Raw genomic sequence first — 25,864 nt, 5'->3', positions numbered from 1 at the left:
AGTGGTCCAACCGATAATTGCCCAGGGGCGCGCGAGGGGCCTAGCCTTCGGCGGCCTGGAGAGATTTGCCGTCTTGGTCATCGAAAAATCGCCAACGGTCTATGGGCTTGCCGGGGCCGAACACCAAAAAGTCTTCGTCCCATTGCCGGGCGATGATCTTCTGGATCAGGCGCGAGGAGCCGGGCAGCCGCGCCAAGCGCAGGTTGAAGTTGGCGGCGGTCTCTTCACAGTAGTCCTGATACTCCTGGGGGGTGGGGGCGTAATCGCTGTCGATGTAGGCCAGGCGGCTGTAGTGGTGGATCATGCTGTGCATGAGCCGCCGGGCCCGCTCTTCGCCGAAGCGCTTGACCATGCCTTCGTATTCCGCGAACAGATGGGTGCCCGCCTCCATCCAGCCCTGGCTCAGGTAGTAGGTGCCCGGCTCATCCTGCTGCTGGCGCAGGTACTCGGCTTTGGAGCCCAGCATGACCCCGGTGCAGTCGTCCATGCGCGGCAGGACCAGGCTGGCCTTCTGGGACACCACCCCCTCCACCGCGCAGGAGCATAGGCCGTAGCCCAGGATGATGTGCTTGCAGCCGTCTTCCATCTCGTCCACGCACTCCTGGAGCTTGTCCCGCAGGCGCTCGGGGCTCACGTGCAGGGCGATGTCCAGCACCCGCATCTCCACCTCCGGTGGCAGGAAGTGCTTGAAGTCCGAGGCGAAGATTTGGCAGGTGATGACCTTCATGCTGGGCAGGCTCCAGGCAAAAGCCCTTAGTGGCTGTGGTGATCGTGGTGATGGTCGTGCAGCGACACGGTTTGAACGGGGCGCTGGGGCGCAACCACGCCGCTCCAGGCCTCTCCCGGCCGCTCGGCCACCTGGGAGACGATTTGCCAAAGCTCTTCCGGCTCCCGGCCGTAGACCATGAGATTGACGGCCATATCCATGGCCTCCAGCGGCCGGCTGATTTCCGCAAGCGCCTGGGCGGGCCGGTCCGGGGAAATCACGCTTACTTTCAGCCAATCCGCTTCGCCCAACTTGGCCAGGCCCTTGATGTGCCCGATGACGCAATCCGTCCCGCCCTCCACCACGGCCCGGGACAGGGCGTCGAACAAACCCGCCACCAGGGCCTCGAGCTCCCGCGAGGACCGAGGCTCGGCAAAGCGGAAGGTCAGGACCATCGACAAGGGGTGTAGGGGCAGCTCTTTCATGACAACAACTCCTCCAGCACCGCGGGCTCCAGCCCCTCTTGGGCGGAAACCGCAAAGGCCTTGGCCGCGGGATTGTGCCGGGACAGGAGGTCCCGGGCATATGCCATCTCCGAGGCGGAGGCGGCGTCGGACTTGTTGATAAGGGCCAGGTCGCAATTTTCCACGGTGGACTGGATGAGCGGCTGCAACACCGCCCAAAGCCCTTCCAGGCGCAGGGGGTCCAGTATGGTAATGCGCTTGACTTGATCCACCAGGTCCTGGGGGATGCCTTCGAGAGCGTTCATCACCCCCTGCGGGTCGGCCGCGCCCGAGGGCTCCATGAGCACCAGGTCGGGGGCGTAGCTTTCTTGCAATTGGCGGAGGGTGTTGGGCAGATCGCCCGCCAGGGTGCAGCAGACGCAGCCCCCCAGGATTTCATAAACATTGAGGCCCAGACGGATCATCAGCTGGTTGTCCAAACCGATATCACCGATTTCATTGACGATAATCGCCGCTTTGCGGCCTTGGGCCGCCAGGGCCTTGCCCAGTTGCAAGATGAGGGTGGTCTTGCCGGAGCCCAGAAAACCTGAAACCAGGATGAGGCGCATTGCTTTTTCTCCAAGGAGTGTTGCCATCTCACGAAAACAATTTACACATATATATAGATAAATGTCAATTACAAAAATGAACTAAATATTGTCGTGTCTTATAGGTTGGTTAACTAATATACTGGCTGGGGAGACGCTTTTCGTGCTATATAGATAAATGGATATTGACGCGGTGCGGCCAACTACGGGGGAACGCAAGGTGGCGCTCAAAGATTCGGACATGAACATCGACAAGAACAGCTATGAGCCTGCCTATCAGCAGTTGGCCAACCTTTTCAAAAAGCAAATAGCCTCCGGACAATACCGCCCCGGCAGCAAGCTGCCGGCCGAGGCCGAAATCTGCCAAAAATATGATCTGAGCCCCATGACCGTGCGCCGGGCCATTGGCATTTTGCTGGACCGGGGGGTGGTCACCACCACCAGGGGCCGGGGCACCTTTGTCAAGGGAGTGGAGATCAGCGGATCTTCCTTTTCCCTGGACGCGCTTACCGATCTGATCAACGGCGGCCGCGAGACCAGGGTGAAGATGCTGGAAACCAGCATCGCGGTGGCCGACGCGGCCTCCGCCGCCCGCCTGGAAATCGAACCCGGTGAATACGTCATCCTCGTGAAACGGCTTATCCTCCAGAACGAAGACCCCGTCTTGTTCCACAGCGAGCATTTGATCTACGACCCCCGGCGTCCCCTGGTGGAGGGCGAGTTGGACGCTACCTCGCTGAAGGGCTTTTTCACCGGCTGCGGCGAGACCGACATAAAAAATGGCGAGCTCACCGTCCGCGCCGCCCTGTTAAAGAGCCGATGGGCCGAGGTGCTTGATCGCTCGGTCAACGGGCCATGCTTCCGTTTCGAGCACACCTTTTACGACTTCGAAGACCGGCCCCTCAGTTCCGGCTGGTTCATCTGCCCGGCGGACAAGCTCCACTTCACGGCGCACATAGGGCATTTCGAGGATTAGAGGGGAGGAGAGCAATGCAGCCCCAAAATGACCACGGCGTGCTATTGGCCTTGCTGGCCGACCTGCGGGAAAAGGAGGTCAGCCGCGAAGTTGACAACCTGTTGGGTCAGGGGGTCTCGCCGTATCATATTTTGGAAACCTGCCAGGCAGGCATGCGCGAGGTGGGGCGACACTACAGCAACGGCGAATACTTCATCTCCGGCCTGATCATGGCCGGGGAGATAATGCGCCGAGTGGCCCTGATGATCGCCCCGGCCTTCAAAAAGGAGTTGGGCAGCAAAAAACTGGGCGTGGTCCTGCTGGGCACCGTAAAGGGCGACATCCACGACATCGGCAAGAACCTGTTCAAGGTGTTGCTGGAATGCTACGGCTTTTCGGTGTTGGACCTGGGGGTGGACGTGCAGCCCAAGGACTTCCTGAACGCGGTGAAAAAATGCGAACCGGACATCATCGGCATCTCCTCCCTGCTCACCTCTTCCTACGATAACCTGCGCGAGACCATCACCATGCTGAGCGAGGCCATGGCCGAGCAGGGCCTCAAGGTGCCGGTGGTGATCGGCGGGGGCATGTCCGACAAGAAGGTCAGTGATTTCGTGGGCGCGGACTACTGGGCTCCGGACGCGGTGCAGGGGGTGCGGCTGTGCAAGGAGATAGTGGGCGCGGCTGGGTGACAAGGACGGTACGTCCAAGCAAGCGGTGGTAGGGCGCCGCTTGCGCCCCTGCCTTCCATTTCGGTTATAGGTCAGGGCGACTTTGCGGTTTTAAAAAAATTATTCGATCCTTTGACGGGAGACCTTACCCAGGAGTCTCCATCAGAAAACTTCAAATCTGTCTCAGGGGGTCTGACGCCAAACACATATAGGCCTTAAGTCAATAATTACAACTTGTTAATTATGATATGTGATGTAGCGTGAAACATATCCTGCCCGACTTAAAATCCCCAGGGGCAAACCCCCGTGCGAGTTCGAATCCCGCCCCAGGCACCAATAAAAATAAATAGACAGCGTAATTGGTCTTTTTGCCAGCAGCGCTGCTTGACAATGCATTTGGTGCATTTGGGGCGTTTTGAGCAGCGAAAGAGCACAAAAGTGACACACCCCATTACCTGCGCGAGCATGATCTCCTTCGCCCAATTAATGACTTATTCGGGAACCCCGGGGTGGTTTAGATGGCCTTGGTTCTCATCTTTTTGGGGGCCGGCTGTACCCCATCGAGACGACACAGCGCAAAATGAAATATAATCGTTAAAATGGATTGCCTGGCGGTGCTGCGGGCCGTCGGAGCCAAAGAGAACAAAGGCTAAGGCTAGCAGGCGAGCCGATCAAGGTGTTGTCGGGGCGCAAGGCAGGCAAGAGGCAAGGAAGAAGTTGCTTGAGAGACATTGATCGCTTACATGTCCTGACGGACACCGAGTTGCAAAGCCGCTACTCGCATGAGGAGTTGACCGAATTGGCCATCGCCGGCGGTGCGGGTGTGATCCAGTTCCGCCAAAAGCATGGCTCTACCCGGCAGATGATCGAGACGGCTCGCCATATGCAGGCCATCTGCCGCCGCCGAAACGCCAAGCTCATCATCAACGACCGATTGGACGTGGCCCTGGCCGCCGGGGCCGATGGAGTCCATCTGGGCCAAGATGACTTCCCCATGGCCTTGGCTCGGCAAATCCTGGGACCGGACAAGATCATTGGCGGTTCGGCCTCTACTATGGAAGAGGCAGGGCTTTGCCTGGCGGAAGGGGTGGATTACATTGGTCTGGGTCCGGTCTTTCCCACCACCTCCAAGGACGATGCCGGGCCGGCTGGCGGGTTGGAGCTGGTGCGCCGGGTATCGCGTGAGTTCGGGCTGCCGGTGATCGCCATAGGCGGCATCGACGCCGCCCGCGCAAGTGAAGTGATAAGGGCGGGAGCCCACGGCATGGCGGTTATCTCGGCCGTATGTTGCCAGGCGGACCCCCAAGCGGCTGCCGCCGAGTTGCTGCTGGCCATGCTGGGTTAGAGCCAGGCCGGGCGCAGCCGTTTTCATATCTGTTGCTGATATTTTTAGAGGGGAGACATCATGGAGGGCTTGGCCCAAAGGGCGGCGGAATGCCTGGCCGAAATTCGCGAGAAGCAACCCCTGATCCACAACATCACCAATTTCGTGGTCATGAATTCCACGGCCAACGCCTTGCTTGCCTGCGGCGCCTCTCCGGTGATGGCCCACGCTCTCGAAGAGGTGGAACAGATGGTATCGTTCGCCGGGGCGCTGGTGCTCAACATTGGGACCCTGACCCCGCCTTGGGTCGAGTCCATGCTGCTGGCCGCTAAAAAGGCCCGCGCACTGGGAGTGCCGGCGATCCTGGACCCGGTGGGCTCCGGCGCCACCGCGCTTCGCACCGAATCCAGCCGCCGCATCATCAACCAGGCCGGGGTAAGCGTGGTGCGCGGCAACGCCTCGGAGGTGCTTTCATTGACCGACAGCGCCAGCCGGACCAAGGGGGTGGATTCGGCGCACAGCGTTGACGAGGCCTCCCAGGCCGCGCGGGATTTGGCCCTGGCCATCGACACCCCGGTGGCCATCACCGGCGCGGTGGACCTGATCACTGATGGTAAACGCACCCTGCGTGTGGCCAACGGCCATCCCATGATGACCAAGGTCACCGGCACCGGCTGCCTGGCCAGCGCCATCATTGGGGCGTTTTTAGCCGTGGAGCCGGATTACTTGGTGGCCTCCGCAGCTGCCCTGGCCTACGTGGGCCTGGCCGGCGAAAGGGCTGCGGCCGTCTCCCCCGGCCCTGGAAGTCTCCAGGTAAACATGCTGGACGCCTTGTACAACATCTCCCCAGCCGACCTGGCCCAGGGGGCCCAAATCCGCGCCTAAGCTCCTAACGGCCTTTCCCAAGATAAGGGCCCTAGGGGATGAGTGGGTTTGGCTTTCTGAACCGCCCCGTGATTACCGGAGGCTCCATTACCAGAGAGGATGGAGTCATGAGCAAGCGAATCAGATTTTTCCCAGAGGTCAAAGAGCGGGCAGTACGGATGCTCCTGGAGCACCAGGATGAGTACCCGTCCCAGGGGCAGGCCATCTGCTCCATCGTGTCCAAGACCGGCTAGGATTTCCTAGCTAATTTCGGGGTGCCGCCGGGGCAGCGCACCATACTTAGCAAAAGTTACAACTGTATCGGCGCTAAAAACGACAACCTACTTTTACTCTTCAATACCTTCAGCCGCGGTTTCATGGAACTTGACCAAAAACGCCATGTCAGCACAGATGCCACCCCTCGGCATCCGTCTCCCATGCAAGGCCGGACGATTAAAAATAAGCCTTGCCGGCCTCCAACCAGCCGGTCCTGATTTGCTTTTTTATGCCTTGCCCATTCGCGTGGACCGCGCAAGACATATCGCAAAAGGCGAGGCAAAAGCCACCTGTCTATAATTATTATCTATTGGTAATGATAGATAAGTTCAATATATTAAGACCAACTACAATTGCCGGAATCAACCTCTTCGAGAAAGGCTCACAATGCCTGTCATCATCGTTAAAGCCCGGCAAGGCGTTTTGCGCGATAAGCAAATGAAGGCCCGCCTAATCGAGGAAATGGCCGCGACCTTTGCCCGGGTGGTAGGCCACGAGGAATTTCAGCACCGGGCCACGGTACTGATCGAGGAGCTGCCTGACGATAATTGGGGGAGGGAAGGCAAACAGGTAGGTTCGTGATCAGCCTGCAAGGCATCAGTAAAACCTTCAGCGCCCGCGATGGCTCCAGCGTGGCCGCCCTCAAAGACATCTCCCTGGAGGTGCAGAGCGGCCAGTTCGTCAGCTTGGTAGGCCCCAGCGGCTGCGGCAAAACCACCCTATTGGAGATCATCGCCGGGCTGGAAAAGCCCAGCAGCGGCCAAGTGCGGCACGGCAACCTCACCCAAGGCGGCCAGTTCGGCTGGGCGGGCTACATGTCGCAGACAGACACCCTGTTGCCTTGGCGCACGGTGTTGGAAAACGCGGCCATCGGGCTGGAGATTCGCGGCGTGGCCAAGGCCGAGCGCCGCCGCCGGGTGGCCGGCCTGGTGGAACGGGTGGGCCTGGCCGGCTTCGAGGACAAGTACCCCGGCGAGCTCTCCGGCGGCATGAAAAAGCGGCTGGGCCTGATCCGCATGCTGGCCTACGAGCCCCAGGTGCTGCTCCTGGACGAGCCCTTCGCCGCCTTGGATGCCCAGACCCGCGAGCGCCTACAGGCCGACTTGCTGGACCTGTGGCGCGATTTCAAGCGCACCGTGATCTTCGTCACCCACGACCTGGTGGAGGCCATCACCCTCTCGGACCGCATTCTACTGTTGGGCAGCCGGCCGGCCCGCATCAAGCGCGAGTACGGCGTGGATCTGCCCCGGCCGCGCCTGAGTCAGGAAATTCAGTTCAGCGAAGAATTCCAAGATCTGCACCGGCGCCTGCGCCAAAACCTTTTGGATGAGGCTCCTCCGGGCGGCAACGCCGATCCTTTATAGAAAGTCCCCATGCGCAACCGTGTTCAACTGGTCAGAGTGCTTCTGGTGGTTTGCTTTTTCGGCCTGTGGGAGCTGGGTTCCCGGGCCGGCTGGCTGGACCCGATTTTCTTCGGCCGGCCCAGCGCCATTTTCTGGGACTTCGGCAAGATGGTGGTCAGCGGCGAAATGTTTTATCACGCCTGGGTCACTCTTGAGGAGTCGTTGATAGGCTTCGGCCTGGGGGCGGTGCTGGGCGTGATCCTGGCCTTCGCCCTGGCCGCCAGCCCCTTTTGGGCCCAGGTGCTGGACCCGATCATTTTCTTGCTCTACGGCATCCCCCGCATCGCGCTGGCCCCGCTGTTCATACTTTGGTTCGGCCTGGGCATCGCCTCCAAGGTGGTCTTCGCCTTCGTGCTGGTGCTGTTTTTGGTGTTTTTCAACACCTTCGCCGGGCTCAAGGGCGTGGACCGGGACATGGTCGACGCCATCAAGGTGATGGGGGCCAGCCGGGGGCAGTTATTGCGCAAGGTGATATTCCCAGCCATCTCGCCCTGGGTCATGGCCGGCCTCAAGTCCGGCGTGGGCATGAGCCTGTTGGGGGCCATCGTGGGGGAATACGTGGGCGGCAACGCCGGGCTGGGCTGGATGATCAACTCGGCGGCCGGGCTCTTTGAGACCACACGGGTGTTCTCGGCCCTGTTGGCCCTGGGCCTGCTGGTGCTGGGGGTGAACCAAATCCTCAACTGGCTGGAGGCGCGGCTGCTCAAGTGGCGGCCCAAGACCGGCCTCATGTAATGAACCACTGCAAAAGGGACGACGTAATGAGTAAAAAAATATTGGCGGCGTTGCTGGCGACTCTGCTCAGCCTGAGCCTGCTGGGCTCCGCCTCGGCCAAAGAGCTGCAAAAGGTGCTGGTTTCCGAAGCGGTGCGGGGCTTCTTCTTCGTGCCCCTGTACGTGGCCGACGGCAAGGGCTTCTTCAAGGAGCAGGGCCTGGACATGGAGATCGTCTCGGCCCAGGGCGGCCCCCTGGCCATGCAGGCCCTGTTGGCCGGCCAGGTCAAGTTTTGCGCCACTGGTCACGGCCAGGTGGCCAACATGTGGACCAAGGGCAAGTCCACCAAGATCGTCAACCAGATGCAGGACAAATGCACCTTCTACATGATCGGCAGGCCGGAGATCACCGGCATCGCCCAGCTTAAGGGCAAGAACGTGGGTTGCACCAAAATCGGGGCCGAAACCTTCGCGGTGGGCCGCTACCTGGCCGCCAAGGCGGGTCTGGACCCGGTCAAGGGCATCACCATGGTGGGCGTGGGCGGCATGGGCCCCATGGCCAGCGCCCTGGTCAACGACCGCATCCAGGCCACCATGGCCTGGCAGCCCCTGGTGACCAAGCTTTTGGCCGAGAAAAAGGCCCGCATGCTGGCCCGGCTGAACACCGCCAGGGACAGCGAGAAGTACTTCGGCTCTCCGGACTACTCTTTCTCGGTGCTCCAGGTGACCGACGAGACCATCAAAAACCAGCCTGAGTTGGTGCAGAAGTTCGTCAACGCCATGGTGGCGGCCGAGCGGTGGATCGCCAAGGCCAGCCCGGATGAACTAACCAAGGTGGTGACGCCTTACTTCCAGGGCATGAACCCGGCCACCATCAAGGCCTCCCTGGAGATGGACAAGGAAGCCTTCTCCAAGAACGGCCTGGTCAGCGAGAAGGGCCACCAGACTGCGGTGAAGGTCTTCACCGAGGCCAAGGTCATAACCAAGCCGGTGCCCTTCCAGGCCATTGTGGACAATAGTTTTTCACGGCAGGCCCAGTAGCCGGCGCCCATACATTTTCTACTCGCACCACAGATGAGGATATTATGTCCAAACTGCTGAAGCTCATCGCGCTCGCGTTGCTGACCCTGAGCCTGGCCGCTCCTCTCCCGGCGGCCGCCTCTGGAGACAAACTCACCGAAGTCAAGGTGTCCGAGGCCATCCACGGCATCTTCTTCCTGCCCCTGTACGTGGCCCACGGCAAGGGGTTCTTCAAGGATCAGGGCCTGGACGTGGAACTGTTGACCACCCAGGCCGGGCCCCTGGCAATGCAGGCCCTCTTGGCCGGCCAGGTGCAGTTCTGCGCCACCGGCCACGGCCTGATCGCCAACCTCTACGCCAAGGGCAAGCGCACCAAGATCGTCAATCAGATGCAACCACGCTGCACCTTCTACCTGCTGGGTCGGCCGGAGATCAAGAGCATCGCCGACCTCAAGGGCAAGAGCGTGGGCTGCACCAAGATCGGGGCCGAAAGCTACGCCATCGCCCGGGCCATACTGGCCAACGCCGGGCTGGACCCGGATAAGGACGTCACCCTGGTGGGGGTGGGTGGCATGGGCACCACGGCCAGCGCCCTGGCCAACGACCGCTGCCAGGCGGTCATAGGATGGCAGCCCCTCACCGATAAGTTCGTCAAAGAGGGGAAGGCCAACATACTGGCCACCCTGAACACCAAGGAGGGCAGCCAGAAGCACTTCGGTTCACCGGACTATTCCTTCACCATCATCGAGGTGACCGACGAATACCTGGAAAACAACCCCGAGACGGTGCAGAAGTTCGTCAACGCCATGGTGCGGGCCGAAAAGTGGATCGCCGAGCAAAGCGTGGACGACCTGGTCCAGGCCGCCCAGCCCTACTTCCCCGGCATGGACCCGGCGGTGCTCAAGGCCTCCATCCAGGAGGACCTGCCCGCCTTCACCTCCACCGGCCTGGTCTCGCGCGATTCCCACGACGCGGTGATCAAGGTTTGGCTGGCTGCGGGCCTGTTGAAAAAGCCGGTGGCTTTCGAGACCATCGTGGACAACTCCTTCACTAAAAAGGCTCAAGGACAAAAGCCCTAGGGATGCAACGCTTTTTTCATAAAACCTTTCCCATGAATGCCCTCCCCGCCGCCCAGTTGGCGGGGGAGGGCATCGATGAACTAAGCCACTCGGCCAGGCTGAAGAGCCGGGCCGTGCTGCGCTACTTCGCCCAGGTGCCCACGGACCTGCTGTTCTTCTTCAGCGACATAGCCATCCAGGCCGAGGCCATGGGCGCGCCGCTCAGCTTCGGGCCGGACTCCATGCCCAGCGTGGCGGCTCCGGCCGATCTGGTGCGGTTGCCCCGGGCGGCCGACATGCCCCGCATGCGCGTCAACGCCCGGGTGCTGAAAGATTTGGGCGCGGAGTTTCCCGGCTTGCCCCGGGCGGCCATGGTCTACGGGCCGTTCACCGTGGCCGGGCAGGTGGCCGGCGAGCAGACCCTGCTGCGCGGGGTGGTGGAGCGTCCGGACCAGGTGCGCGAGTTGCTGGAAAAATCCCTCGCCATGGCCATGGACTACGCCCGCCTGCTTTTGGAGGCCGGGGCCGAGGTGCTCTGGGTCTCCGATCCCCTGGCCGCCCTGTTGGCGCCGGATAGCTTCTGGGACTTCGCCGGGGAGCCTCTGGCCCGGCTGTTCGCAATCAAGGGAGACCGCGAGACCGCCCTGCACATCTGCGGCGACACCGCCCAAATCGTGACCAGCATGGTTAAGACCGGCGCGGGCGGCATCAGTTTCGACCAGTGCCTGGACCTTTTGGCCTTGGAGGAACAGGTTCCCCCGGAGGTGGCCATCATAGGCAACATTGACCCGGTGGAGGTCTTGGAGCAGGCAACCCCGGACGCGGTGGCCCAGGCCACGGAGGAACTGGTCATGGGCCTGGGCGCGGCGCCGAACTTCGCCCTCTGCCCCGGCTGCGCGCCACCCACCTCCGCGCCGGTGGCCAACATGCGGGCCTTTCTAGAGAGCGGGCGGCGGGCCCTGGACCTGCTCTCCCCCCATGCAGCCGATCTGGCCGAGCTCAGTGCCGGGATCCTGGCCGGTGACCGCGGCGATCTGGAAAACCAGGTGCGCCGACTGCGCGCGGATGGTCTGGGGGCCATGGAAGTCATGCGCGCCGGGCTGATGCGGGCCATCAAGAAAAGCAGCGCCCTCTACGAAACCAAACGCCGCCACTTGCCCACCGTGCTGCTCACGGTGGACGCTTTTTATAGCGCCTACCAGGCCCTGGAGCCGGAGTTGGCCAAGCCTGGGGAGTCCGGGCCGGCCGTGGCCCTGGGCACGGTGCAGGGCGATTTCCACGAGATCGGCAAGAACCTGGTGGCTATCATGCTCAAAGCCCACGGTATCGCGGTCGTGGACCTGGGCGTCAACGTGCCGCCCCAGAGCTTCGTGGCCGCCTGCCGCGAGCACGGCTGCCAAGTGGTGGGCCTTAGCGCCTTTATCACCTCGGCGCGCAAGCAGCTGGGCGAGGTGATGCAGGCCTTGGCCGCGGCTGGCCTGGACAACGTGGACATGGTGGCGGGCGGAGCGGCGGTAAACCAGCATTTGGCCTCCCAAGCGGGGGCCAGGGGATATGCCAGGGACGCGGTGGCCGCGGTAAGGCTGTTGCAAGATGTATTAAAGGAAAGAGCTTAAGCGCATGTCGTTGTCGGCCTGGCCCCCAGCCTGGGATCATAAGATCAAGCGTTATCTGCAACTCGAGGGGGAACAAGAGGCTGAAAAGCGGGGTGGCAAACTATGGCGAGAGGCCCTGAATCTGTGCCAGCACCGCACTTGGCATCAGATCATATCGCTTGAAGAGTTCAATGGTCTGTTCGAGCCTTACGCCCAAGCCAGCCAGGCCGTGCAGCGTCTTTTAGTCGGCAGCGACAGGGTTGTGCTCATGGCGGTGAGTCTGGGGGCGGGAGTTGAAGAGCAGTCGCGTGAACTTTTAGCGCGCAATGAAATCTTCGCCGGTTTCCTCCTGGACCGCATGGGCAGCTATCTGGCGGAATGGTGCATGTCCAGCCTGGACCGCCAGATAACGGAAGACTTGGGCGCGCAAGGCGTAAAAACCACCAGACGCTATAGCCCTGGCTATCAGGACTTTTCCTTGCAGGCCCAAAAAGTGTTTGTTGATTTGGCTGCCGAGGCCAGGACCGGTATCAACCTGCGGCCAGATTACTCATTGGCGCCAGAAAAGAGCGTTACTGCCCTAAAAGGCATTGTTTCGGGTTCATGACGAGTTCCCGGAAAGTGCCTTACAGATTGAAGCGGTCCATCTTGTTGTAAAGGGTGCGCCGGCTGATGCCTAAAAGCTCCGCCGCCCGGGAGCGGTTGCCGCCGGTGTAGTCCAGGGTGCGCTTGAGCAGCTCGCGTTCCATCTCTTCAATGGTCGAGCCCACGGGCAGGCTCACCATGGCTCGGCCGCTCTGCTTGGCGCGCAGGCGTCCGGGCAGATGCTCCGGCAAGAGAACGTCGCCCACGCACACCACCATGGCCCGGTTGATCACGTTCTTGAGCTCGCGCACGTTGCCCGGCCAGTCGTAGGCGTGCAGCCGGGAGACGCATTCCGGGGAGATGCCCACCACGTTCTTGTCGTAGGCCTCGTTGAACTCCTTGAGAAAATGATCGATGAGCAGGGGCACGTCGCCGTCGCGTTGCCTCAGGGGCGGCATGTGGATATGCAGCACATCCAACCGGAAGAATAGGTCCTCCCGAAACACGCCCCGCTCCACCGCGTCCTCCAAATCATCATTGGTCGCCGCGATGACCCGGGTGTCGACCTTGCGGTCCTTGTTCCCCCCGATGCGGTGCAGGGTGCTGTCCTCCAATAGCCGCAGCAGGCTGATCTGGATCTTCTCCTCCATGGTGGAAATCTCGTCCAGAAACACCGTGCCCTTGTCGGCAAGCTCGAAGCAGCCCAGGCGTTGCTCCCAGGCCCCGGTAAAGGCGCCCTTCTCGTGTCCGAACAGCTCACCGGCCACCAGATCCTCGGGCAAGGCCCCCAGATGCACCGGGACGTAGGCTCCCTCGCTGCGGCTGGAGAGCTGATGGATGGCTTGGCTGGCCAGGTCCTTGCCGGTGCCGGTCTCACCGGAAAGCAGCACGGGAATATCGGTGGCCGCCGCCTGACGTATATGGCGAAAGGTTTCCAGCATGGCCTGCGATCCGCCCACCATGCTCTCGAAGGTGGGGGGCTTTTCGCTGGATTTCAGCAGCAGGTTGGGGGCGTAGTGCGGGCGCTGATCCAGGGCGGACTCCACCAGCAGCTTCAGCTCCTCGCTGCTCACCGGCAGCTTGGAGTAATGATAGCTGCCCGCCTTGAGGGCCGAGGCGGCCAGCCTGATCTCCTTGGGGTTGATCAAAAACAGGATGCGGGTGCCTGGGCTCTTGGCCGAGACCACCTCCAGCAGCTCGATGCCCACCCCTTGGTTGGAGCGCAAAGCGGCGCTGGAGATCACCAGCACCGCGAAACCTTCTTTTTCAAACCTCTCCAGCACCCGCCCGATGTTCAGCTCGAGCATCACCCTATGGGTGTCGCTGGAAAAGACCTCCTGTAATTGGCGGAAAATCTCGCGGCCCGGGTCGACGCACAGAATTTTTATGGGGTCGTCTAGATGAGGCATGCGCTCCGCCGGAGGAAACAGGTGACAGGTTGCGGGGGAGGGTATTTAAATTCAACCCTTCTGGTATAGGAAAAGAAGACTTATTGCAAGCAATATTATGTATAAAATATGCACACAAGGCCCCTGGCCAGGCAAAATCAATTTCCCAAGACAAGAGGACTCAAATTATGGCAGCTTATTCATGTGCATGGTCGGTAATGGATTTCAGTCTCAGATAATAATAAGTTTTACAGCTTAGTCTTTGTGTCCCCGCCCAGTTGCCTCAAGGGACATATCTGCACACCATTGACACAGCCATGCCACATTATGTGCAGATATTGCCCGTATTTTGGGATGCCGTGCCCATTTGCTCCGTCTATACGGCGCCCGATAGAAAGTAGAAAATAATTTATTCAATGATTGCAGTGCCTTGTTTTGCCGGGCCTGAACTTGGAACGGCGCTTGCTTATTGAAAACCGACCGGATCGTCAATGCCTCACGTCAAAACCGTTTAGGGGAACGACTCTCCAAGCCTGATTTTTAAATCACAAGCTGATTAGAAGAGCCTGTGTGTGGTTACCGGGTTTAAGACCCTTTACCCATCGACTGCCGTTGAAGCTGAAACCCGGCAAGAGAAAGGAATTGCAAGCATGAGCAAGATACGCGCTGACCATGTGTTCACCTCCGAGTCCGTGGGCGAAGGCCATCCAGACAAGGTCTGCGACCAGATATCGGACGCAGTGCTCGATGCCTGCCTGAAAAAGGACCCCACCGCGCGGGTGGCCTGCGAGACCGCGGTTGCCCACGACACCGTGGTCAACCTGGGCGAGATCACCTGCGACTCCTGGGAGGACATCGACACCGAGGGCATTGCCCGCCGGGTGATCAAGGAGATCGGCTACGACCGCGAGGATCTGCTGTTCTGGGACAAGTCGTTCAACTACCTCTCGCGCCTGCACGGCCAGTCCCCGGACATCAGCCAGGGAGTAAGCGAGGGGGAGGGCCTCTACAACGAGCAGGGCGCCGGCGACCAGGGCATGATGTTCGGCTACGCCACCGACGAGACCAATGAGCTGATGCCCGCGCCCATCGCCTTCAGCCACCGCATCCTGCACCACCTGACCCTGCTGCGCAAAAACGGCAGCATCCCCTACCTGCGCCCGGACGCCAAGAGCCAGGTGTCGGTGCGCTACGTGAAGGGCGAGCCCCGCGAGGTGACCACGGTGGTGATTTCCCACCAAACCGACGAGGTGGACCACGAGCTGATCAAAAAGGACCTGGTCGCGGCGGCCAAGGATGTTTTGGAGCCCACCGGCCTGCTGACCAAGAAGACCAAGTTCTACATCAACCCCACCGGCGCCTTTGTGCTGGGCGGACCCTATGCCGACGCCGGCCTCACCGGCCGCAAGATCATCGTGGACACCTACGGCGGAGTGGGAGCCCATGGCGGTGGCGCCTTCTCGGGCAAGGACCCCTCCAAGGTGGACCGCTCGGCCGCCTACTACGCCCGTTACGCGGCCAAGACCATCGTGCAGGCCGGCCTGGCCGGCCGCTGCGAGATTCAAGTGGCCTACGCCATCGGCGTGGCCGAACCCCTGTCCATCAACGTTGACACCTACGGCACCGGCAAGCTGGAAGACGCTGATCTGCAGAAAATTCTGGAGTCCGGCGATATCTTCGATTTCCGCCCCGCCGCCATCATCGACCAGTTGAACCTGACCCAGCCGCGCGGCTGGTCCTACCAGCAGACCGCGGTGTACGGCCACTTCGGCCGCAACATCTTCCCCTGGGAGCAGACTCCCAAGGTCCACCAGTTGGCCGAAGCCGCCAAAGTGAAGGATGCCGCCTAGACATGAGCGCCAAAACAGCCCAAGACATGCCAAGCAAACAGGCCGCCCCGGCCGCCGAAACCACCGGCTACAAGGTCGCCGACATCGGCCTGGCCGGATGGGGCCGCCGCGAGATCGAGATCGCGGAAAAAGAAATGCCCGGCCTCATGGCCACCCGCGAGAAATACGGCAAGGACAAGCCCTTGGCCGGGGCGCGCATCTCCGGCTCCTTGCACATGACCATCCAGACCGCGGTGCTCATCGAGACCCTGGTGGCCCTGGGGGCCGAGGTGCGCTGGGCTTCGTGCAACATCTTCTCCACCCAGGACCATGCCGCCGCGGCCATCGCCGAGACCGGCGTGCCGGTCTTCGCCTGGAAGGGCGAAACCCTGGAAGAGTACTGGTGGTGCACCCTGCAAGCCCTGACCTTCCCGGGCAACCAGGGCCCCAACCTGGTGGTGGACGATGGCGGCGACGCCACCTTGCTCATCCACCGGGGCCACGCCGCGGAGGACGATCCGTCCATACTGGACCAGCCCACCGACAACAAGGAGCTTAAGATCGTCAACGCCACCCTCAAGCAGGCGCTGGCCGACGACAACGGCTTCTGGCACCGGGTGGTCAAGGACTGGAAGGGCGTGAGCGAGGAGACCACCACCGGCGTGCACCGGCTCTACCAGATGCAGGAGCGGGGCGAGCTGCTGGTGCCGGCCATCAACGTCAACGACTCGGTGACCAAGAGCAAGTTCGACAACATCTACGGTTGCCGCGAGTCCCTGGTGGACGGCATCAAGCGGGCCACCGACGTGATGGTGGCTGGCAAGACGGCCATGGTCTGCGGCTACGGCGACGTGGGCAAGGGCTCGGCCGAGGCCCTGGCCAGCCACAAGGCGCGGGTGCTGATCAGCGAGATCGACCCCATCTGCGCCCTGCAAGCGCTCATGGCCGGCCACAAGGTGGTCACCATGGACGACGCCCTGGCCGAGGCGGACATATTCGTCACCACCACCGGCAACTGCGACGTGATCACCGCCGAGCACATGGCCGGCATGAAAGACCAGGCCATCGTGTGCAACATCGGCCACTTTGACAACGAGATCCAGGTGGACCGGCTGGCCGCATGGCCCGGGGTGGTCAAGACCAACATCAAGCCCCAGGTGGACAAATACACCTTCGAGGACGGCCACAGCATCTATCTGCTGGCCGACGGGCGCCTGGTCAACCTGGGCTGCGCCACCGGGCACCCCAGCTTCGTGATGTCCAACTCCTTCACCAACCAGACCCTGGCCCAGATCGACCTGTGGACCAATGAGCATCCGGTGGGCGTGACCACCCTGTCCAAGGAGCTGGACGAGGAGGTGGCCCGCCTGCACCTGGACAAGCTGGGAGCCAAGCTGACCAAGCTGGAGCCCAAGCAGGCCGAGTACATCGGCGTGCCCGTGGAGGGCCCCTTCAAGCCCGAGCACTACCGCTACTAAGAGCGCCCGACTGCCCAAAAAAGGAGCAGATATGTCATTCGCGACTACCCAAAATTTTGGACTGGAACCCGTTAAGGTCCGCGAAAGCGACCATTACCAAGAAGAGTACGTGACCACCCTGGCCGACAAATGGGACGAACTCATCGACTGGGAGGCCCGTGCCCAGAGCGAGGGCGACTTTTTCATCCGCGCCCTCAAGGAGCGCGGCGCCCAGAAGATCCTGGACGTGGCCACCGGCACCGGCTTCCATTCGGTGCGCCTGCTTACGGAGGGCTTTGACGTGACCAGCGTGGACGGCAGCCCCCAGATGCTGACCAAAGCCTTTGAAAACGCCAAGCGCCACGGCTTTATCCTGAACGCCTGCTGCGCTGACTGGCGCTTTTTGAACCGCGACGTGCATGGCGAGTTCGACGCCATCATCTGCTTGGGCAACTCCTTCACCCACCTGTTCCGGGAGAGGGACCGCCGCAAGGCCCTGGCCGAGTACTACGCCATGCTGGCCCACGACGGGGTGCTGATCATCGACCAGCGCAATTACGACAGCATGCTGGACAACGGCTTCAGCAGCAAACACAAGTTCTACTACTGCGGCGACGGGGTGGTGGCCGAGCCGGAGCACGTGGACGAAGGCCTGGCCCGTTTCGTGTACCGCTTCAAGGACGGCTGCAAGTTCCACCTGAACATGTACCCCCTGCGCAAGGAGTATTTGCGCCGCCTGCTGGGCGAGGTAGGCTTCCAGCAGATAACCACCTACGGCGACTTCCTGGAGACCTACCGGGAGAACGAGCCCGACTTTTTCGTGCACGTGGCCGAAAAGGAGTACATCGAGGAGATGGAGCAGTAGGCATGGAGCAGACTGAACATTCCGGCGCGGTGGAGGTGGCCCGCGATTATTACAACAGCGGGGACGCGGACAACTTCTACTACTCCATCTGGGGCGGCGAGGACATTCACATCGGGCTCTACCTAGACCCGGAAGAAGACATAGCCACGGCCAGCCGGCGCACGGTGCGCACCATGGCCTCGCGCCTGGATGGCCTGGGCGAGGACATCCGGGTGCTGGACCTGGGGTCCGGCTTTGGCGGGGCCGCCCGCTGGCTGGCCCAGAACTTCGGCTGCCGGGTCACCGCCCTGAACCTTTCGGAGGTGCAGAACCAGCGCGACCGGCAGATGAACCAGGAGCAGGGCTTGGACCACCTGGTGGAAGTGGTGGACGCTAGCTTCGAGGACGTGCCCCGGCCGGACGGCGCCTATGACGTGGTCTGGTCCCAGGACGCCATCCTGCACAGCTCCGACCGCACCCGGGTTTTGGATGAGATCCGCCGGGTGCTCAAACCGGGCGGCCAACTAGTGTTCACCGACCCCATGGCCGCCGACGACTGCCCCCAGGAGGTGTTGCAGCCCATCCTGGACCGCATCCATCTGGAGAACCTGGGATCGCCCGGCTTCTACCAGCAGGCGCTGGGGGAGCGCGGCTTGCGGGACCGCGGTTTTGACGACCACACCAAGCAGCTGGTCGCCCACTACACCCGGGTCTTGCAGGAAACCGAAAGGCGCGAGGAAGAACTGCGCGAGACGGTCAGCCAGGAATATATCGACAACATGAAGAAAGGCCTGCGCCACTGGATGGACGGCGGCGAAAAGGGCTATCTGTCCTGGGGCATCTTCAGCTACAAGCTGGACTAGTCGCTCCGCCCAGCGGCCGCTCTCTTTGGCGAGGGACCGTGGCTTGAATACGGCAATAATTCGGGCCGGCCGTCATGGCCGGCCCGAACTATTGTTGATTCCATTTTCTCGCCCCTATTCAAGAACCGCCGCGAAGCCGGCCGGCCTCGCCATATTTTGCGGCGCACTACCCATCGGCATGGGGCTTCTGACCCCTTCCTCGGGGAAGCCCTCGACCCTTCAGGCGGGAATATGCCTGAAAAATAATCAGTTAGTTTTTAAACCAACTAAAATAAACAGTAGCGCTACGCTGGTAGCCCAAAATTGGAGTGTTGCATCGCAAACTACGTAATTTATAAAGTTGGTCTATAATTTTTCTTGACGAGAGATGGCCGCTTCCCTATCCTTGCACATCATGTCCGGCAACGAACCCGCCAAGGGTTATAAGTAAAATATAAATAAACCAAATAAATTCAAATAGTAATACAGATTGTTCCGCGCTTGGGGTCCTCTTGTGACGACCTGGAACGTCGGCCGCCGGCCTTGGGAGGGAATTATGGAGAACCGGCCCTGGACCAAACACTACGACACCTTCACCCCCACCGAACTCCGATACCCCCAGGTGCCGATCCAGGAATTCCTGCGCATGGCGGCCAGCTTGACCCCGGACAAGGCGGCCATGGATTACTTCGGCAGCCTGACCACCTTTGAGGAGCTGAATCAGGCCTCTTTGCGCCTGGCCGCGGCCCTGGCCGAGCTGGGCCTGGGCAAGGGCGACCGGGTGGCCATGCACCTGCCCAACTGTCCGCAGTACGTCATAGCCTATTTCGCGGTGCTCCACTTGGGAGCCATCGTGGTCAACCTGAACCCGCAGTACACCCCCAGCGAACTCAAGCACATCATCGAGGAAACCGGCCCCAAGCTCATCTTCTCCTACGACGGGGCCATGGCTCCCTTGCAGACCCTGTTGGAAATGGTGGAGCCCTTCACAGTGGTGGTCACCGGCCTGATGGACTACGCCCCCCGGGAGGCGGATGCCGCGCTCCCGGAGCTGGACTCGCCCGAGGGTTGGCTGAACTTCACCCAACTGCTGGAGGGAGCCGCCTCTCCCCGGCCGCCCCGGGTTACGGTGAGCAGCCAGGACCCGGCGGTGATCATCTTCACCGGCGGCACCACCGGCACCCCCAAGGGCGCGGTGCTCACCCACGGCAACTTTGTGGCATCCTTTACCGCCGCCGGCCTGTGGTTCGAATCCACCATGCGCATGATCCCGGTGGAGCGGCGCGCGGTGATGACCGTGCTGCCCCTGTTCCACGTCTACGCCCAGATCTGTTGCCTGCACTACGGGGTGTTCCATGCCGCCACCATGATCCTGGTGCCCCGCTTCGAGGCCGACAAGTTCATGGACACCCTGGAGCGGGTCCCGGAGATATCCTTCTTCCCGGCGGTGGCCACCCTGATCAACGCGGTGGTCAACCATCCCCGCGCCCCCGAGCTGGGGCTGAACCGCAAGATCAAGCTGCTCAACGGCGGGGGCGGGCCCATGCCCCTGTCCCTGATCGAGCAGGTGGAAGAGCTGGGCATCTCCTACTCCGAGGGCTGGGGCATGACCGAGACCACCAGCATGGGGGCCTCCAACCCGGCGGTGGGCCTCAAGAAGCACGGCAGCATCGGCATCCCCCTGGTGGGGGCGGAAATCAAGCTGGTCGATTTGGAGGGCGGCGAGGACGAGGTGCCCCTGGGCGAGCCCGGCGAGATCCTCATCAAGGCCCCTTACGTGATGAGCGGCTATTGGAACAACCCCGAGGAGACCGCCAAGCAGCTCAAGGACGGTTGGCTCCGCACCGGCGACATCGCGGTAGAGGACGAGGACGGCTACATCTTCATCGTGGACCGCAAGAAGGACATGATCATCGCCGGGGGGTTCAACATCTACCCCCGGGAGATAGACGAGGTGCTCTTTGAGCACCCCAAGGTCTCCGAGGCCATCTCCCTGGGCGTGCCCGATCCCTATCGCGGCGAGACGGTGAAGGCCTTCGTGGTGCTCAAGCCAGGCGAGAGCGCCGACGCGCAGGAGATCATCGACTTCTGCAAATCGCGCCTGACCGGCTACAAGGTGCCCAAGATCATCGAGTTCCGCGATTCGCTGCCCAAATCGGCGGTGGGCAAGCTCCTGCGCAAGGCGCTCCGGGACGAGGAACTGAACAAGCAACGCGGCGGGAACTAGCCTGGGGCCGCACCGGCATCATCAGGGGAGATAAGCATGCAGGCGGATTACAAGACCCTCAAGATCGAGCTGAAGGACGGAATCGCCGTCCTGACCATGGACAATCCACCGGTCAACCAGATGTCGGACCACTTCATGGCCGAGCTCAAGGAGGCCACCCTGGCCGCCCTGGCCGATCCCGAGGTCAAGGCCCTGATCCTCACCGGCACGGGCAACATCTTCGTGGCCGGGGCCGACGTGACCCAGCTGCTCGCCGTGACCGACCGGGCCCGCTTCGTGCAAAAGCTCATGGACATCCACCAGTGGTTCAACGCACTGGAGCAAGACCCCACCCCGGTCATCGCGGCCATCAACGGCACCTGCCTGGGCGGGGGCATGGAGCTGGCCCTGGCCTGCAACTACCGCGTGGCCGTTGCGGGCGCCAGCGTGGGCCTGCCCGAGGTGAAGCTGGGCCTGCTGCCCGGCAGCGCGGGCACCCAGCGCATGCCCCGGCTCATCGGCCTGCCCGCCGCCTTCGACCTGATCAGCACCGGCCGCTTCATCAAGGCCGAGAAGGGCCTCTCCCTGGGCTGCATCGACCAGGTGGCGCCCGCGGAGCAGCTCCTGGACGCGGCCAAGGCGGCGGCGAGGAAGTTCCTGTCGCGGGAGCTGAACCTGCGCACCCGCATGGCCAGCCGCCGCTTCGACCGCCTGCCCAGCGCCATGGAAAAGAAGGACTTCATCAATTTCATCAAGGCCGAGACCGCCAAGAAGAGCAGGGGTCTGGTGGCTCCGCTGAAGATCGTGGAGGCCCTGGAAAAGGGCCTGACCATGGACTTCCAGGCGGACATCGCCCTGGAGGCCGAGCTGTTCACCGACTGCCTGCTCTCCGACGTGGCCAAAAACCTCATCGGCATTTTCCTTAACGAACGCGCCGCCGGCCGTCTGCCCCGCATAAAGGGCATCGAGCCCGCGCCCATCAAGAAGGTGGGCATGTTGGGCGGCGGGGTGATGGGCTCGAGCATCGTGCACCTGCTTCTTTCCCACGGCTTCGAGGCGGTGCTCTGGGAGATCAACCAGGAGGCCCTGGACAAGGCCCTGGCCGCCAGCCAAAAGACCTTCGCCTACAAGCTCAAGACTCGCCAGATCAAGCCCGAGCGCCTCGATGCCCTGTTCAAGGATAAGCTGACCCAAACCACCGACCTGGCCGGCCTGGCCGATTGCGATCTGATCATCGAGGCGGTGGTGGAAGACATGGAGATCAAGCAGGAGATCTGGCGGAAGCTGGAGGGCATCTGCCGGCCGGAGGCCATCTTCGGCACCAACACCTCGGCCCTGCCCATCAGCGAGATGGCTACCGTGCTGGCCGACCCCGGCCGCATGATCGGCCTGCACTTCTTCAACCCCGCCGAGCGCATGCCGCTGTTGGAGATCATCTGCGCGGAGCAAACCTCTGATCAGACCCTGGCCAGCAGCGTGGCCTTTGCCCGGGCCATCAAGAAGGTGCCCGTGGTGGTGAACGACGGCCCGGGCTTCTACGTCTCCCGCCAGCTGGGCGCGCTCATGGCCGCCTCGGCCTTCCTCATCGCCGACGGGGTGGACATCCTGGCCATCGACCAAGCCATGCGCGCCTACGGCCTGCCCATGGGACCGGCCGCGCTCTACGACCTCACGGGCATCGACATCAACTATCACGTGGGCCAAACCTTCGCCAAGAAATTGGGCCCGCGCTACGCCCTGCACCCCCTGGTGGAAGCCATCTACCAGCTCGGCGACTATGGCCGCAAGACCGGGCGGGGCTACTTCGACTACACCGGCCCGGAGGTGGTGCCCAACCCGCGCCTGCAAAAGGTGGTGGAGGACTACCGGACCGCCAACGGGATCGCGCCCAAGGAGATGAGCTCCCAGGATATCGTGGATACCCTGCTGGCCTTGGCCGTCAACGAGGCGGCCCTGATGATCGAGCAGGGCATCTGCGACCGTCCGGCGGACATGGACCTGGCCATGGTCCACGGCACCGGCTTCCCGCCCTATCGCGGGGGCATCCTGCGCTACGCGGACAAGTGGGGCCTGGCCAAGGTGTTGGCCAAGCTCACCGAGCTGGAGGCCGCCTATGGCCAGCGCTTCGCCCCGGCAGAGCTGATCAAGACCATGGCCGCCGGGAAGCGGAGCTTTTACCAGGCCTAGGCCGGCCCGGCCCCGGAGCCCGGGATTTTTTGTTGCCCAACCCCAAGCAAGGAAGGCCCCTATGAGCGTTCAAAGCAAGACCGAGGCGCGCAAGGAGCAAATTCTCAAGGCGGCGGAGCGCATTTTCGCCCGCAAGGGGTATCACGACTCCACCATCGCCGAGATCGCCAAGGAGGCCCACGTCTCCGAAGGCTCCATCTACGAATATTTCGATACCAAGGAAAAACTGCTCTTCACCATCCCCGAGGCCTTCAGCAACAAGGTGCATGAGCAGAACAAGTTCCACCTGCAGCTGATTCGCGGCGCGGCCAACCGCTTGCGGGCCACCATCTACCTCTATCTGCACGTTTGGCAGGAATACCCGGATTACGCGGTTATCAACCTGCTCATCCTCAAGGGCAACGAGAACTTTCGCCGGACCGAGGGCTACCGCTTCATCCGCGAAGGCTTTCAGGGGACCACCCAAATCATTAAAGAGGGTATCGCCAGCGGGGAGTTCCGCTCCGACATCGACCCCTATGTCATTCGCTCGGTGCTGATGGGCACGGTGGACCACGTGGCCACCAACTGGCTCTTGTCGGACCGCAAGCACAGCCTGCTGGACCTAGTGGACCCCATCATGGACCTGGTTATGACCGGCCTAGTCAACGACGCCCCCCAAGCGGCGGGCGCAACCCCGCGTTGGGATCACTGGCCCGCCCGGGGTGTCAGGCCCCTTGACGGCGAGCGGGCTGCCGATGGGGGGGATTCGAAGGACGCTAAAAAACCGGGACAGCCGGAATAACTTTAAGGAGAATCGTCATGCAGGAAGTCGTCATCGCTGGTTACCTTCGCACGGCCCAGTCCCGTTGCCGCCCCAACGACCCCGGCCGCGACTGGCTGCACGCGTTTCGGGCCGATGAGCTTTTGGCCCTGGTGCTGCCCGAGCTGATCAAGCGCACCGGCATCGCCCCGGAAGAGGTGGAGGACTTCATCGTGGGCTGCGCCACCGGCGTGGGCGAGCAATGGACCTACGGCGGCCGCAATCCCATCTTCCTGGCCAACCTGCCCGAGACCATCGCGGCCAAGTTCGTGGACCAGCAGTGCGGCTCGGCCATGGCCGGCATCCACATCGGCTTCATGGAGATCGCCCAGGGCTTCGCCGACGTGGTCATGGTGGGCGGCATGGAGCACATGACCCGGGTGCCCATGGGCGGCACCACCCAGGACCGCGGGCTGGCGGCTTATCCCCTCTCCCTGTTCTATGGCGAGGAGTACAAGCACTGGGACATGCCCACCGCCGTCAACATGGGGCTCACCGCGGAGAAGCTCTTCGCGCGCACCGGCCTGAGCAAACAAGACATGGACCGCTGGGCGGTGCGCTCCCACCAGCTGGCCGCCAAGGCCCAGGAGGACGGCTTCTTCGGCGGCGAGATCCTGCCGGTGGAGGCTCCCCAGGCCGACGGCAGCACCATGGTCGTGGACAGCGACCAGGCGGTGCGGGGAGACACCACCCTGGAGGGCCTGGCCGGCCTCAAGCCCGCCTTCAGGAAAGACGGGGTCATCACCGCCGGGGTCAGCTCTCCGCTCAACGCCGCCGGCACCGGGGTGATCCTGATGTCCAAGGAAAAGGCCAAGGCCAAGGGCATCAAGCCCCTGGCCACCATCCGCTCCATCGGTTTCGCCGGGGTGGACCCCACAATCATGGGTCACGGCCCGGTGCCGGCCAGCCTCAAGGCCCTGGACAAGCTGGGCATGTCGCCGGGCGATATCGACTTCTGGGAGATCAACGAAGCCTTCGCCATCGTGGCCCTGAACTGCATCAAGGAGCTGGGCCTGGACCCGGACAAGGTCAACGTCATGGGCGGCGGCTTGGCCATCGGCCATCCCTTGGGAGCCACGGGCAACCGCCTGGTGGGCACCCTGGCCCGCATTCTGGAGAGCAAGGGCGGCCGCTGGGGCTGCGCCAACGCCTGTGTGGGCGGCGGCCAGGGCGTGGCCACCATCATCGAGCGCGAGGACTACTAGGCCCGCGCCTGGAGCGGCGAAGGCCCTTTTGCCCCTGGGAAGCGGCCTTCGCGCTGGAGTATTTGCCCAATGCGGCTCAAAGACAAAACGGCCCTCATAACCGGCGCGGCCCAGGGCATAGGCGCGGCCACGGCCCTGCGCTTCGCCTCCGAGGGCGCCGACCTGGCCCTGTGCGATCTCAACTCCGAGCGCTTGGAAGAGATGGCGGCGCAGGCGCGCGGCCTGGGCCGCCGCTGCCTGGTCTTCACGGGCAGCGTCACTGACCGGCCCTTCGTGGATGACATGGTGGCCCGGACCATCTCCGAACTGGGCGGCCTGGACATCCTGATCAACAACGCGGGCATCATCCGCGACCGCATGGGCCACAAGATGAGCGAAGACGAGTTCGACTCGGTGGTGGCGGTGAACCTGAAGGGCGCTTTCAACTGCCTGCAGGCCTGCATGATCCCCATGCGTGCCCAGGGCTCCGGGACCATCGTCAACGTATCGTCGGTGAGCCGCTACGGCGCGGCGGGCCAGCTGAACTACTCGGCCACCAAAGGCGGGGTGGTCAGCATGACCGGCACGGCGGCCAAGGAGCTGGGCCCCAAGGGGGTGCGGGTCAACTGCGTGGCCCCGGGCTTCATCGAGACCGACATGCTCTCCACGGTGCCTCAGGAGACCCTGGAGATGTACCGCCGCTTCCTGGTGCCTCTGGGGCGCATGGGCCAGGCCGGGGAGGTTGCCTCGGTGATGCTCTTTCTGGCCTCGGAGGACGCCTCCTTTGTCAACGGCCAGACCATCAACGTGGACGGGGGAGCCTACACCCAATAGAACCGGCGGCGCCCCGGCAAGGCGGCCGCGCGGCCGGCGGACAGAGCCGGGGACCAGCAAGGGAGTCAGG

The 25,864-nt window shown here is 62.4% G+C and carries 24 protein-coding genes; 20 read left to right on the top strand and 4 right to left on the bottom strand.

Annotated elements, in window-relative coordinates; genetic code table 11:
- Positions 1-40: 40 nt before the first annotated feature.
- Genes KQH53_14145 through KQH53_14135 form a run of 3 tightly spaced genes read right to left on the bottom strand, consistent with a single transcriptional unit; the run spans position 41 to position 1,778 of the window.
- Positions 41-727, bottom strand: coding sequence for a DUF1638 domain-containing protein (locus KQH53_14145; GenBank protein ID MCB2227817.1), 687 nt, complete (start codon positions 725-727; stop codon positions 41-43).
- Positions 728-753: 26 nt separating this feature from the next.
- Positions 754-1,191 (bottom strand): hypothetical protein, encoded by a 438-nt coding sequence (locus tag KQH53_14140; protein MCB2227816.1) that lies wholly within the window; start codon positions 1,189-1,191, stop codon positions 754-756.
- The gene (locus KQH53_14135) at positions 1,188-1,778 is read right to left on the bottom strand and encodes a hypothetical protein (protein MCB2227815.1); all 591 of its coding nucleotides are present in this window, start codon (positions 1,776-1,778) and stop codon (positions 1,188-1,190) included. The genes KQH53_14140 and KQH53_14135 overlap by 4 nt, the downstream gene beginning before the upstream one ends.
- Positions 1,779-1,977: 199 nt before the next feature.
- On the opposite strand from KQH53_14135, the gene KQH53_14130 reads away from it, so the two are divergent.
- The 11 genes from KQH53_14130 (at position 1,978) to KQH53_14080 (ending at position 12,243) form a co-directional block, all read left to right on the top strand.
- Entirely contained in the window at positions 1,978-2,733 is a 756-nt protein-coding gene (locus KQH53_14130; protein MCB2227814.1) for a GntR family transcriptional regulator, read from the top strand.
- 14 nt (positions 2,734-2,747) lie between these two features.
- Positions 2,748-3,404 (top strand): cobalamin-dependent protein, encoded by a 657-nt coding sequence (locus tag KQH53_14125; GenBank protein MCB2227813.1) that lies wholly within the window; start codon positions 2,748-2,750, stop codon positions 3,402-3,404.
- A 700-nt stretch (positions 3,405-4,104) separates the two neighbouring features.
- Positions 4,105-4,728 (top strand): thiamine phosphate synthase, encoded by a 624-nt coding sequence (gene thiE, locus KQH53_14120; protein MCB2227812.1) that lies wholly within the window; start codon positions 4,105-4,107, stop codon positions 4,726-4,728.
- A gap of 60 nt (positions 4,729-4,788) precedes the next feature.
- Positions 4,789-5,592 carry a hydroxyethylthiazole kinase gene (gene thiM / locus KQH53_14115; GenBank protein ID MCB2227811.1) on the top strand — a complete coding sequence of 268 codons (804 nt, stop codon included), beginning with the start codon at positions 4,789-4,791 and terminating at the stop codon, positions 5,590-5,592.
- A gap of 642 nt (positions 5,593-6,234) precedes the next feature.
- Positions 6,235-6,429 (top strand): 4-oxalocrotonate tautomerase family protein, encoded by a 195-nt coding sequence (locus KQH53_14110; GenBank protein MCB2227810.1) that lies wholly within the window; start codon positions 6,235-6,237, stop codon positions 6,427-6,429.
- Entirely contained in the window at positions 6,426-7,211 is a 786-nt protein-coding gene (locus KQH53_14105) for an ABC transporter ATP-binding protein (protein MCB2227809.1), read from the top strand. Before KQH53_14110 ends, KQH53_14105 begins: the two co-directional genes overlap by 4 nt.
- Before the next feature lie 9 nt (positions 7,212-7,220).
- Positions 7,221-7,985 carry an ABC transporter permease gene (locus tag KQH53_14100; protein ID MCB2227808.1) on the top strand — a complete coding sequence of 255 codons (765 nt, stop codon included), beginning with the start codon at positions 7,221-7,223 and terminating at the stop codon, positions 7,983-7,985.
- A 26-nt stretch (positions 7,986-8,011) separates the two neighbouring features.
- Positions 8,012-9,004, top strand: a complete 993-nt coding sequence (locus tag KQH53_14095) for an ABC transporter substrate-binding protein (protein ID MCB2227807.1) — start codon at positions 8,012-8,014, stop codon at positions 9,002-9,004.
- A 44-nt stretch (positions 9,005-9,048) separates the two neighbouring features.
- Positions 9,049-10,062 (top strand): ABC transporter substrate-binding protein, encoded by a 1,014-nt coding sequence (locus KQH53_14090; GenBank protein ID MCB2227806.1) that lies wholly within the window; start codon positions 9,049-9,051, stop codon positions 10,060-10,062.
- Between the two features lie 32 nt (positions 10,063-10,094).
- On the top strand, positions 10,095-11,657 hold the full coding sequence (locus tag KQH53_14085) for a cobalamin-dependent protein (protein ID MCB2227805.1): 1,563 nt from the start codon (positions 10,095-10,097) through the stop codon (positions 11,655-11,657).
- 4 nt (positions 11,658-11,661) lie between these two features.
- Positions 11,662-12,243, top strand: coding sequence for a hypothetical protein (locus KQH53_14080; protein ID MCB2227804.1), 582 nt, complete (start codon positions 11,662-11,664; stop codon positions 12,241-12,243).
- A 19-nt stretch (positions 12,244-12,262) separates the two neighbouring features.
- On the opposite strand, the gene KQH53_14075 is transcribed toward KQH53_14080, so the two are convergent.
- Positions 12,263-13,630: a sigma-54 dependent transcriptional regulator gene (locus KQH53_14075; protein MCB2227803.1), complete on the bottom strand. Its 1,368-nt coding sequence runs from the start codon at positions 13,628-13,630 to the stop codon at positions 12,263-12,265.
- A 629-nt stretch (positions 13,631-14,259) separates the two neighbouring features.
- On the opposite strand from KQH53_14075, the gene metK reads away from it, so the two are divergent.
- From metK to KQH53_14030, 9 genes are all read left to right on the top strand, one after another.
- On the top strand, positions 14,260-15,459 hold the full coding sequence (metK, locus tag KQH53_14070) for a methionine adenosyltransferase (GenBank protein MCB2227802.1): 1,200 nt from the start codon (positions 14,260-14,262) through the stop codon (positions 15,457-15,459).
- A 2-nt stretch (positions 15,460-15,461) separates the two neighbouring features.
- Positions 15,462-16,916, top strand: coding sequence for an adenosylhomocysteinase (gene ahcY, locus KQH53_14065; GenBank protein MCB2227801.1), 1,455 nt, complete (start codon positions 15,462-15,464; stop codon positions 16,914-16,916).
- 31 nt (positions 16,917-16,947) lie between these two features.
- Positions 16,948-17,760 carry a class I SAM-dependent methyltransferase gene (locus KQH53_14060; protein MCB2227800.1) on the top strand — a complete coding sequence of 271 codons (813 nt, stop codon included), beginning with the start codon at positions 16,948-16,950 and terminating at the stop codon, positions 17,758-17,760.
- A gap of 2 nt (positions 17,761-17,762) precedes the next feature.
- Positions 17,763-18,602, top strand: coding sequence for a methyltransferase domain-containing protein (locus tag KQH53_14055; GenBank protein MCB2227799.1), 840 nt, complete (start codon positions 17,763-17,765; stop codon positions 18,600-18,602).
- 535 nt (positions 18,603-19,137) lie between these two features.
- Entirely contained in the window at positions 19,138-20,808 is a 1,671-nt protein-coding gene (locus KQH53_14050) for an AMP-binding protein (protein MCB2227798.1), read from the top strand.
- A gap of 36 nt (positions 20,809-20,844) precedes the next feature.
- On the top strand, positions 20,845-22,974 hold the full coding sequence (locus tag KQH53_14045) for an enoyl-CoA hydratase/isomerase family protein (GenBank protein MCB2227797.1): 2,130 nt from the start codon (positions 20,845-20,847) through the stop codon (positions 22,972-22,974).
- 61 nt (positions 22,975-23,035) lie between these two features.
- A complete protein-coding gene (locus KQH53_14040) occupies positions 23,036-23,758 on the top strand; it encodes a TetR/AcrR family transcriptional regulator (protein MCB2227796.1) in 723 nt (240 codons plus the stop codon).
- Positions 23,759-23,775: 17 nt separating this feature from the next.
- Entirely contained in the window at positions 23,776-24,981 is a 1,206-nt protein-coding gene (locus tag KQH53_14035; protein ID MCB2227795.1) for an acetyl-CoA C-acetyltransferase, read from the top strand.
- A gap of 69 nt (positions 24,982-25,050) precedes the next feature.
- Complete coding sequence (locus tag KQH53_14030) at positions 25,051-25,794, top strand: SDR family oxidoreductase (protein ID MCB2227794.1); 744 nt, start codon at positions 25,051-25,053, stop codon at positions 25,792-25,794.
- The last annotated feature ends 70 nt before the right edge of the window (positions 25,795-25,864 follow it).

Source organism: Desulfarculaceae bacterium, from assembly GCA_020444545.1.
Lineage (GTDB): Bacteria > Desulfobacterota > Desulfarculia > Desulfarculales > Desulfarculaceae > Desulfoferula.
The sequence above is the reverse complement of the archived record's forward strand: the minus strand, read 5'-3'. Positions and strand labels throughout refer to the sequence as shown.